Origin of the sequence: Pseudomonas sp. NPDC090592, assembly GCF_044769185.1 — a bacterium.
In the GTDB taxonomy this organism is placed as follows: domain Bacteria; phylum Pseudomonadota; class Gammaproteobacteria; order Pseudomonadales; family Pseudomonadaceae; genus Aquipseudomonas.
The window spans coordinates 229,281-238,290 of the sequence record NZ_JBIVXJ010000008.1; the positions used below are offsets into that span (position 1 = coordinate 229,281).

Sequence of the window (9,010 nt, forward strand, 5' to 3'; positions counted from 1 at the left end):
GGCGTGTGGGCACGGAGATACACTTCAGAAGGCCGCAAGGAAACGCACCATGCGCAAGAAGATCGTTCCAGATCCACCGTTCGTATGTGTTGAAGTCGCCACCTTTCATCGGGAGGTGCAGCCATGAGCCAGGAATCGCTGGTCAACATCACGCCCCGCAAAGCCCGTCCAGTTACCGCCAGTTCCCACTTCGGCACCTGCAATCACGCCCACGCCCCAATACTTGCGGTGCGTGAGGGTGTCGATAGCGAGGATGCGCTGGTGTGTGCCGTGGCGGCGTTGAAGGCGGCGTACGAGACAAATGCTGTGGCCTTGGAGAAGGCGGGAGAGCCGTTGCGCAATTTGCTAACGGCTACGGAAAACTCGCTGGAGAAAGGCTTGGCACTGGCTGAGGCCGTGTTAGAAGGGTTGGAACAAGGCTAAAACCCCGGGGCCGCGGTGCGGCCCATCGCCGGCAAGCCAGCTCCCACACCGAGCGCATAGGCCTCAAGCCCTGTACTTTACCTGTGGGAGCCTGGCTTGTCGTGGCGACGAACCGCGGCGATGGGCTGCATAACAGCCCCCAGCAGAGTCAGCCGTTACGCACAGCCGAACGCGGATGACGGCGGCTACGTACGCCCTGATAGGTCACTGCCAGCAGCAAGAACCAGACAGGCGTGACGACTAGCGCCGAGCGGGTATCTGCCTCCAGGCTCAACAACACCAGGATGAAGGCAAAGAACACCAGGCACACGTAGCACATGAAGCGCCCGCCCGGCATCTTGTACTTCGACGCCTGGTGCAGTGCCGCGCGGTTTTTGCGGTACTTCAGGTACGACAACAGGATCAGCGTCCAGACGAACATGAACAGCACCGCCGAAACCGTGGTCACCAAGGTGAACGCTTCGACCACGTTCGGCACCAGGTAGATCAGCACCGCACCCAGCAGCAGGCAGGTGCAGGAGAAGTACAGGCCGTTGGCCGGCACCGAGCGGCTCGACAGCTTCTCGAACGCCTTGGGTGCGTCACCTTCCTGCGACAGGCCGTAGAGCATGCGGCTGGTGGAGAACACGCCACTGTTGGCCGACGAGGCCGCCGAGGTCAGCACCACGAAATTGATGATGCTCGCCGCTGCCGGCAGGCCCGCCAGTACGAACAGCTCGACGAACGGGCTCTTGCCCGGTACCACGTCGCGCCACGGCGTCACCGCCATGATCGCGATCAGCGCCAGCACATAGAACACGATGATGCGGATCGGGATCGAGTTGATCGCCCGCGGCAGGGTGCGCTCCGGGTTCTTTGCTTCGGCGGCGGTGGTGCCCACCAGCTCGATGCCGACGAAGGCGAACACGGCAATCTGGAACCCGGCGAAGAAGCCCATCAGGCCGTTGGGGAACATGCCGCCGTCATTCCACAGGTTGGCCAGCTGTGCGGTGCGCCCGCTGGGCGAGGTGAAACCGGTAATGACCATGTACAGGCCGGTGGCGACCAGGCCGAGGATGGCGATGATCTTGACCAGGGCGAACCAGAACTCCATTTCGCCGAACATTTTCACCGTGACCAGGTTCAGCGACAGCAGCAACCCCACGCAGGTCAGCGCCGGTATCCACTGCGGCAGGTCGGGGAACCAGAATTGCGTATAGGCTGCGATGGCGACCACGTCGGCAATGCCGGTGACCACCCAGCAGAACCAGTAGGTCCAGCCGGTGAAGTAACCGGCCCAGGGGCCGAGCAGGTCGGCGGAGAAGTCGATGAACGACTTGTAGTTGAGGTTCGACAGCAGCAGTTCGCCCATGGCGCGCATGACGAAGAACAGCATGAAGCCGATGATCATGTAGACGAAGATGATCGATGGCCCGGCCAGGCTGATGGTTTTGCCCGAGCCCATGAACAGACCGGTACCGATCGCGCCACCGATGGCGATCAGCTGGATGTGGCGGTTGGTCAGGTTGCGTTGCAGGTGCTGCTCATCGGGTGGTGTGGGTGAGGTTTGCGTCATAGGCTGCATTCCCTTGTAGAGGTCAGTCTTCTTGTCAGAGGTAGCCGGCTAGGCTAACACGCGCGTTCCAGTTCGGGGCGCGACAGATCGACTCTACTTTTGGGTAGCAGCATTTCGCCTGTGCTGGCCTCTTCGCGGGCTTGCCCGCTCCCACAGGTACTGCGCAAAGCCTGAGGGCAACGCAATCCTGTGGGAGCGGGCAAGCCCGCGAAGAAGCCAGTGCAGATATCAAGCGTTGGCCACGACCCGGCGGCGTCGCACCACCAGGCTATCCACCACCCACATCACCACCATCGACACCCCCACCAGCGGGAACATCACCCCCAGCACCAGCATCACCCCAACCGCCGCCTTCCAGCGCGGCAGGTCGTGGCGCAGCGGCGGCACGCCCAGGCCGCCTTCGGGGCGGCGCTTCCACCACATCACCAGCCCGCTCACCGAGCCCAGCAGGATCATCAGGCACACCAGCAGGATGATGATCTGGTTCAACGGCCCGAACATCTTGCCCTCGTGCAACATCACGCCCAGTTCGGTGGCGCGAGCCACCGTGCTGTAGTCCTGCCAGCGCACATCCGCCAGCACCTTGCCGGTGTACTGGTCGACATGCAGGGTGGCGTCATTGCGCGGGTCATCGGCGAACACGGCGATGGTGTAAACGCCTTCGGCCGTGGTCGGCGCAGTGATGCTGTAGCCCGGTTCGATCTGGCGCGAGGTGGCGATGTCTTCCACCTGCTGCAGGCTCACCTGAGGCGCAGCGGGTGCACTGTCCATCATGTGATGCCCGGCATGTTCGGCATGCGCACCGGATTGCGGCATCGGCGTGTTCTCCATCGCCCACGGCACGGTCTGGCGGTGCGCGCTGTTCAGTTCGCGCGCTTGCTGGTCCGACTTGGGCACGTCATTCCACATGGCCGCCGGGAAGCGGTTCCACAGATCGGCGTACTGCTTGCCCCACATGCCGGTCCAGGTCATGCCGCTGACCAGCATCAGCAACAGCAGGGCAGAACCCCAGAAGCCGGTCACCGCGTGCAGGTCGCGCCAGAACAACCGACCCTTCGCCGCGAACCGTGGCCACAGCACGCCAGCACCATTGCGCCCGCGTGGCCACCACAGGTAAAGGCCCGACACTACCAGCACGATGCCCCAGCCAGCCGCCAGTTCCACCAGGCGATCACCGACTGTGCCGACCATCAGTTCGCCATGCAGCGCACGGGCGATGGCCTGCAGGTTCTGCTTGCCGTCCTGCTCACCGAGGACCTTGCCGCTGTAAGGGTCGACGAACACGTTCAGTTCGCGCCCGCCGTCATGCACCACGAACTGCGCACTGCGCTCGGCGTTCAGCGGCGGCAGGTACTGGCCAACGTGGCCCTTGGGGTAGGCCTGGCGCACTTCGGCCAGCATCGCATCGGCGCCCTGTCGGTGGTGGCCCGCTTCGACCACCATCAGGTCGCGGTACAACAGCGGGTCGAGTTGTGGCTTGAACAGGTAGATGATCCCGGTGATTGCCAGCAGGCTCATGAACGGCGCCACGAACAGCCCCGCATAGAAATGCCAACGCCAGGCCAGGTTATAGAAATTGCTGCGTGTTCCTCTCATGGGAACCTCCTGTTTGACCAGCAGATGGGCGCAACCGAAGCTGCGCCCGTTGTTGTTGTCAGAAGCTGAAATCGACCTTGGTCCAGAAGGTCCTGCCTGGCTCGTTCACCGGCTGTGGATCGGTAGCCGGGTAGCCGAACCCGGCGTTCCCGGCCAGGTTCAAGTGCTCGGCGTAGGTTTTGTCGAACAGGTTGTCGACCCCCGCGCTGAGCTTGAGGTTTTTGCTCACCTTGTAGGCGCCGTTGAGCGAGAACACGCCGAAGCCGGCGCTTTTTTCGTAGTCCTTGCCGACCACGTTGCCCTGGTTTTCGGCGATGCGGTTCTGCGCCGCTACCAGCCGCCACAGGGCGCCGACGCTCCATACATCGCGGCTGTAGGTCAGGCCCAGGCGGCTTTCCAGGGGTGGCATTTGCGGTAGCGCTTTGCCATCACTGCTGTTCTTGCCCCAAGCGTAGGCCAGCGTGCCGTCGGCCTTCCAGTTTTCGCTCAGCTGGTAGGCCGCGCCCAGTTCGCCACCCATGATGCGGGCGTCGATGTTCTGAGCCTGCGAGGTGCTCATGCCCATCATGCCGGTGCGGTAGTCGAACAGGATGTAGTCACGGATCTGCCCCACATAGCCCGAAGCCCAGGCTTCCAGGCGTTCGGTGCGGTACTGGATGCCGAAGTCGAGCTGGGTAGTCTTCTCCGGTTTGATACCGTCAAACGCGTTGGCCGCCCCGGGCGGTGCCAGCTTGGGCGAGAACAGCTCCCAGTAGTCGGGGAAGCGCTGGGCATGGCCGAGGCCGATGTAGGTGGTGGCCGGGATGGCTGCCAGGTCGTGCTCGTAGCGGACGAAGCCGCTGGGCAGGGTATCGGCGCGGGTGTCGCCACTGGTGGCGCTGGCCACCCGGAAGTCGCGGGCTGAGGCACGGTCCAGGCGGGCACCGGTAATAAGCCGGTCTTCACCGCTGACGTACCAGGTCAGTTCGCTGAAGGCGCCGTAGTTGTGGAAGTCGGCGTCCTTGGTCCAGGCCTGGCCCTTGTGCGCGTCCACGCCCATGCCGCCGCGCTGGCGATGCTCATTGGTTTGCGCGTCGATGCCGCTGATCAGTTGTACGTCGGCCCAGCGCCAGGTGGCCTTGATGCGTGCCCCCATTGTGCGGCGGTCGACGTTGCTCACCATCGGCATGCCCATCATGCCGCTGCCCGAGGGCGTGCGCAGGCTGTAGTTGTCCATCACATGGTCGGCGTAGTTGTAGTAAACCTGCGCTTCGACCTTGTCCAGCACCTCGCCGAGGTTGGACTTTTCAAAGCGCAGGCCCAGGCTTTCGCGCTTGAACTGCGAGCCGTCCATGCCGCGCCCGGCATAGCGGGCCTCGCCATCGCCCTTGCCGGCGGTGAGCTCCACCAGGGTGTCCTGGTCTGGCGTCCAGCCGAGGGCGACATCGCCGTTCCATTTTTCCCAGCGCGACGGCACGGTGTCGTTGTTGCCGTCGTGGTAGTCATCCGAGCGGGACTGGTTGCCGACGAAGCGGGCATAGGCCTGGCTGTTGCCGGCAGCGGCATCCAGCACCTTGTCGAAGCGGCCGTTGGAACCGGCCAGCAGGCTGGCGTTCACCCTGCTGCCGAGGGTGCCGAACTTCTCCGGTTCACGCTCGAAGAGGATGGTGCCTGCCGAGCCGCCCGGCCCCCAGATCACGCTTTGCGGGCCCTTGATCACGGTCAGGCGGTCGTAGGTTTCCGGTGAAATGTACGAGGTGGGGGCGTCCATGCGGTTGGGGCAGGCGCCCAGCATCAGGCCGCCGTTGGTGAGGATGTTCAGGCGCGAGCCGAACATGCCACGCAACACCGGGTCGCCGTTGGTGCCGCCGGCACGGATCGCCGAGAAGCCGGGGATGGTCTTCAGGTAGTCGGCGCCGTCGCTGGCCGGCACGGGCTGGCGCGGGTCTTTCGGGTTGGTGACCACGGTCAGCGGCGAACTCGGCGCCACGGCGGTGATCACCGTCGGGCTCAGCTCGGGTGCGTCGTGCGCATGGCCTTCATGGCCAGGGTCGGCGGCCAGGGCTACGGGCGCGAGCAGCGAGCCGCACACGGCGGCGATGGTCCCTCGCAGGGACAAGGCGAAAACAGGGGTGCAGCCGGACATAATGATTCCAGTCGATCAGTCATGAGTTAGCGCGAAGCCTCCTGGCTTCGTGCGCAAAATGTACTTTCAGACGTAGATCGAGGAAGGCGGAGCGCGGCTGCGCGCACCGGGGAATACAGCCTGCCGGGCATGGCCCTGGTGCGTTGGCGCAAGCAGGTGGCTGGTGGGGATTACGCTGCCGGCACTGAGCGGGCTGAGGGCCTGGGGCAGGGCCGGGCAGTTGAACAACAGGCTGCAGTAACCGCACTTTTCCCACATCACATGCAGCTGGCCATCGCCGCCGTGGCCGTGATGGGTGTCGCCGCCATGCTGATGGGCAGCGGCCATTGGCATGTCCATCGGCATGCTCATGCCGGCGTGGTGGTCCATCGGCATCGACTGGGAAATCAGCGGGCCGATGAAGATCATCCACATGGCGAACAGGCTCAGCCATCCGCCACCGGCGCGCCTGCGGTCAGGGCGGGTGGTACGGCTGATGCTGTTGCGCGGCAGGCTCATGGCGAGTGCCTGTCAGCAGGTGTCAGTGCGCGTGATCGTGGGCTTGCGGCTGGTCCGTTGGCGCCTGCTTCTGCACGGCCACTTCGACGGTGATGTCGCCGGCCTTTTCGAAGTGCAGGGTCAACGGGAAGCGCTTGCCGTCGACCAGCAGGCTGCGGTCCTTGGGTTGCATCAGCATCACATGGTAGGCGCTGGGGGCGAAGGTCAGGTCTTTGCCGGCAGGCACCACCACGTCAGGCACTTGCTGCATCTTCATGGCCCCGCTGGCGCTCATGGCATGCTCGTGCAGCTGGGCGTCATCGCTGATGGGGCTGTCGACACTCAGCAGGCGGTCATCGGCCTTGCCGTTGTTGTGCACCACGAAATAGGCGGCGACATTGGGCGCGTTAGGGGGTAGCTGCAGCGACCAGGGGTGAGCGATGTGCAGGTCACCCACGCTGTATTCGTGGGCATTGGCAAAGGCGCCGGGCAGCAGCAGGGCGGCCATGACGAGGGCGTGCTTGAGCATGGTGAATCTCCGTTCTGTTCAGGTTCAGGCAGACAGCGTGATGAACTCAGGCCAGCGGAGAGGCACGGGGGTTGAGCGCAGGCCATAAATGGCGCGGCGTGGTTTGGTAGTCGGCAGGTGGCGGCAGCCGCCCGGCGAGCAGTGTCGGCGGGTTGTGCAACTGCGGTGGGTAGCCGGGCAGGGCCAGCAGCGGTGCGGCGCCCGAGCAGCACCAGCAGTTCATCATGCTGGCGCTGTCGTCGCCTTGCGGGCCGAGGTCGATCTTGGCCAGGGCCTGGACATCGACCTTGGCCTTGTTGGCCATGCTTGAGCAAAAAGCCCCCCACAGCAGCTGCTCGGCCGGGCCCTTGGGCACGGCAGAGGCCAGCGGCATGGCCAGCAGGTTGAACAGCACTGCTAGGCAGGCTATCCAGGCAATGTGCCGACGTGGGGGCATGGAGAGATCCGGTCAGGAATCGTGGTGGGTATTGTAAGGCGGAGTATAGGTAAAAATGGCGGGGTGCGGTGAAGTGACGCAGGTCATGCTGGTTTCGGGGGCTGCGTTGCAGCCCAATCGCGACGCAAGGCCGCTCCCACAGGGATACGCGTACTCTTGTGGGAGCGGCCTTGTGTCGCGATAGGGGCGCAAAGCGCCCCCCGGCATTCTCAAGCCTTGCCACGCCCCATCAGCCCACGCACGGTCTCCTGCAGGTCCGCCGGCAACACCACCACCTTGGCATTGCTGCTGCCCGCCAGGCTCTCCATGGCCCCGACATAGCGCTCACCCAGCAGGTACATGGCCGGCACCGTCTCGTTGCCCACCGCTTCCTTCACCAGCGAAATCGCCCGCGCCGAGGCCTCGGCCAGGCTTATCTGTGCTTCGGCATCCAGCCTGGCCGCTTGCAAGCGCGCTTCTGCTTCAAGGATCGCCGCTTGCTTGGCCCCTTCGGCGCGGGTCACGTCTGCCTTGCGCTCCCGCTCGGCGGCAGCCTGGCGTTCCATGGCCAGTTGCATGTTTTCCGAAGGCTTGATGTCCTGGATTTCCACCGAGCGCACGGTCACGCCCCAGTCTTCGGTCTGCTCGGACATTGCGTCGCGCAGGCGAGCCTTGATCTGCTCGCGGCTGGACAGCGCTTCGTCCAGGTCCATGGCACCGACAATGGCGCGCAGCGAGGTCATGGTCAGGCTGGTGACGGCGAACGAGAAGTTCTGTACGCCATAGGAGGCCTTCTGCGGGTCCACCACCTTGGCGAAGCACAGGGCGTTGGCGACGATCACCGCGTTGTCCCTGGTAATGATTTCCTGCTGTTGCACATCCAGGATGATGTCCTTGGTGGGCAGGCGGTAGGCGACCACATCCATGTACGGAATGAGGATGTTCAGGCCGGGCTTCAGGGTGCTGTGGTAGCGGCCCAGGCGCTCGACGATCCATTCCTCGCCCTGGGGCACGATACGCACCCCCTTGAACACGGTGATCAGGACGAACAGGGCGATGGCCGCGACGACGATGAGGCTGGTCATGATGCTAAATTCCTTTTAGTGCAGGTTCAGGCCCGGATGACGCGGGCGGTGTTCCCCTCGATGGCAGTAAGGCGCACCCGCTCGCCGGCCGGGATCTCGCTGTCGGCGATGCAGGTCCATTCTTCGTTACCCAGGATCGGCTTCTGGAAGCGCACCCGGCCTTTCTGGAACTCCGAAACGCCGGCAGTCAGCAAGCCGACTTCGCCGATCACGCTGTCGGCTGTCCAGCGCACATCCGGCTGTTTGCGCCGGAACAGCTTGAACCAGCACGCGGTGGTGACCGACGACAGCAACACCCACAACAGCACCTGCATGTCCAGTTGCAGACTGGGGGCGGCCAGGGAGATGAGCGAGACCAGCACGGCACCGATGCCGAACCAGAGGATGAAGAACGTCGGCAGGACCAGTTCGAGCAGGATCAGCGCGATGCCGAAGACCAGCCAGATCCACCATTGCATTTCCATATGGGTGAAACCTTCCGGGGGAGGGGGCTTTGAGTTTAATGGAGCAAAGCGACACAACGCTATTTGTCATATAGACAGAAAAATCCGAAATGGGCGTAAGGCAACTGCCTGACACATTTCTCAAGGCTGGCGCGGTCTCCTGTAGGAGCGGCCTTGTGTCGCGATAGGGCTGCGCAGCAGCCCCGGGATTTCAGCACAGGTGCGCAAATTGCCGGAGCTGCTGTGCAGCCCTGTCGCGACACAAGGTGATCTGGTCAAGTAATTTTGGACACCGATTAAGGTTTATGCCGCCGCTTTGAGCTTTTCCTCCATGGCTACCGGTGTTTCATAGCCGTTGTAGC

9 protein-coding genes are annotated in these 9,010 nt (G+C 63.7%); 1 reads left to right on the forward strand and 8 read right to left on the reverse strand.

Annotation, left to right across the window (positions count from 1 at the left end):
• Positions 1-123 precede the first annotated feature (123 nt).
• The gene (locus ACIQUI_RS09620) at positions 124-423 is read left to right on the forward strand and encodes a hypothetical protein (protein ID WP_403197523.1); all 300 of its coding nucleotides are present in this window, start codon (positions 124-126) and stop codon (positions 421-423) included.
• Positions 424-571: 148 nt separating this feature from the next.
• Here the strand turns inward: ACIQUI_RS09620 and cycA are convergent, their stop codons facing one another.
• The 8 genes from cycA to ACIQUI_RS09660 form a co-directional block, all read right to left on the reverse strand.
• Positions 572-1,978 (reverse strand): D-serine/D-alanine/glycine transporter, encoded by a 1,407-nt coding sequence (cycA, locus tag ACIQUI_RS09625; protein ID WP_403197526.1) that lies wholly within the window; start codon positions 1,976-1,978, stop codon positions 572-574.
• Positions 1,979-2,206: 228 nt separating this feature from the next.
• Complete coding sequence (locus ACIQUI_RS09630; RefSeq protein WP_403197529.1) at positions 2,207-3,574, reverse strand: PepSY-associated TM helix domain-containing protein; 1,368 nt, start codon at positions 3,572-3,574, stop codon at positions 2,207-2,209.
• A 58-nt stretch (positions 3,575-3,632) separates the two neighbouring features.
• The gene (locus ACIQUI_RS09635; protein WP_403197531.1) at positions 3,633-5,699 is read right to left on the reverse strand and encodes a TonB-dependent copper receptor; all 2,067 of its coding nucleotides are present in this window, start codon (positions 5,697-5,699) and stop codon (positions 3,633-3,635) included.
• A 66-nt stretch (positions 5,700-5,765) separates the two neighbouring features.
• On the reverse strand, positions 5,766-6,197 hold the full coding sequence (locus ACIQUI_RS09640; protein WP_391129358.1) for a DUF2946 family protein: 432 nt from the start codon (positions 6,195-6,197) through the stop codon (positions 5,766-5,768).
• Between the two features lie 22 nt (positions 6,198-6,219).
• On the reverse strand, positions 6,220-6,705 hold the full coding sequence (locus tag ACIQUI_RS09645) for a copper chaperone PCu(A)C (RefSeq protein WP_403197533.1): 486 nt from the start codon (positions 6,703-6,705) through the stop codon (positions 6,220-6,222).
• 46 nt (positions 6,706-6,751) lie between these two features.
• Positions 6,752-7,141, reverse strand: coding sequence for a DUF2946 domain-containing protein (locus ACIQUI_RS09650; protein ID WP_403197536.1), 390 nt, complete (start codon positions 7,139-7,141; stop codon positions 6,752-6,754).
• A 209-nt stretch (positions 7,142-7,350) separates the two neighbouring features.
• Positions 7,351-8,205, reverse strand: a complete 855-nt coding sequence (locus tag ACIQUI_RS09655) for an SPFH domain-containing protein (RefSeq protein ID WP_403197539.1) — start codon at positions 8,203-8,205, stop codon at positions 7,351-7,353.
• 26 nt (positions 8,206-8,231) lie between these two features.
• On the reverse strand, positions 8,232-8,669 hold the full coding sequence (locus tag ACIQUI_RS09660) for an NfeD family protein (RefSeq protein ID WP_104833875.1): 438 nt from the start codon (positions 8,667-8,669) through the stop codon (positions 8,232-8,234).
• Positions 8,670-9,010 lie beyond the last annotated feature (341 nt).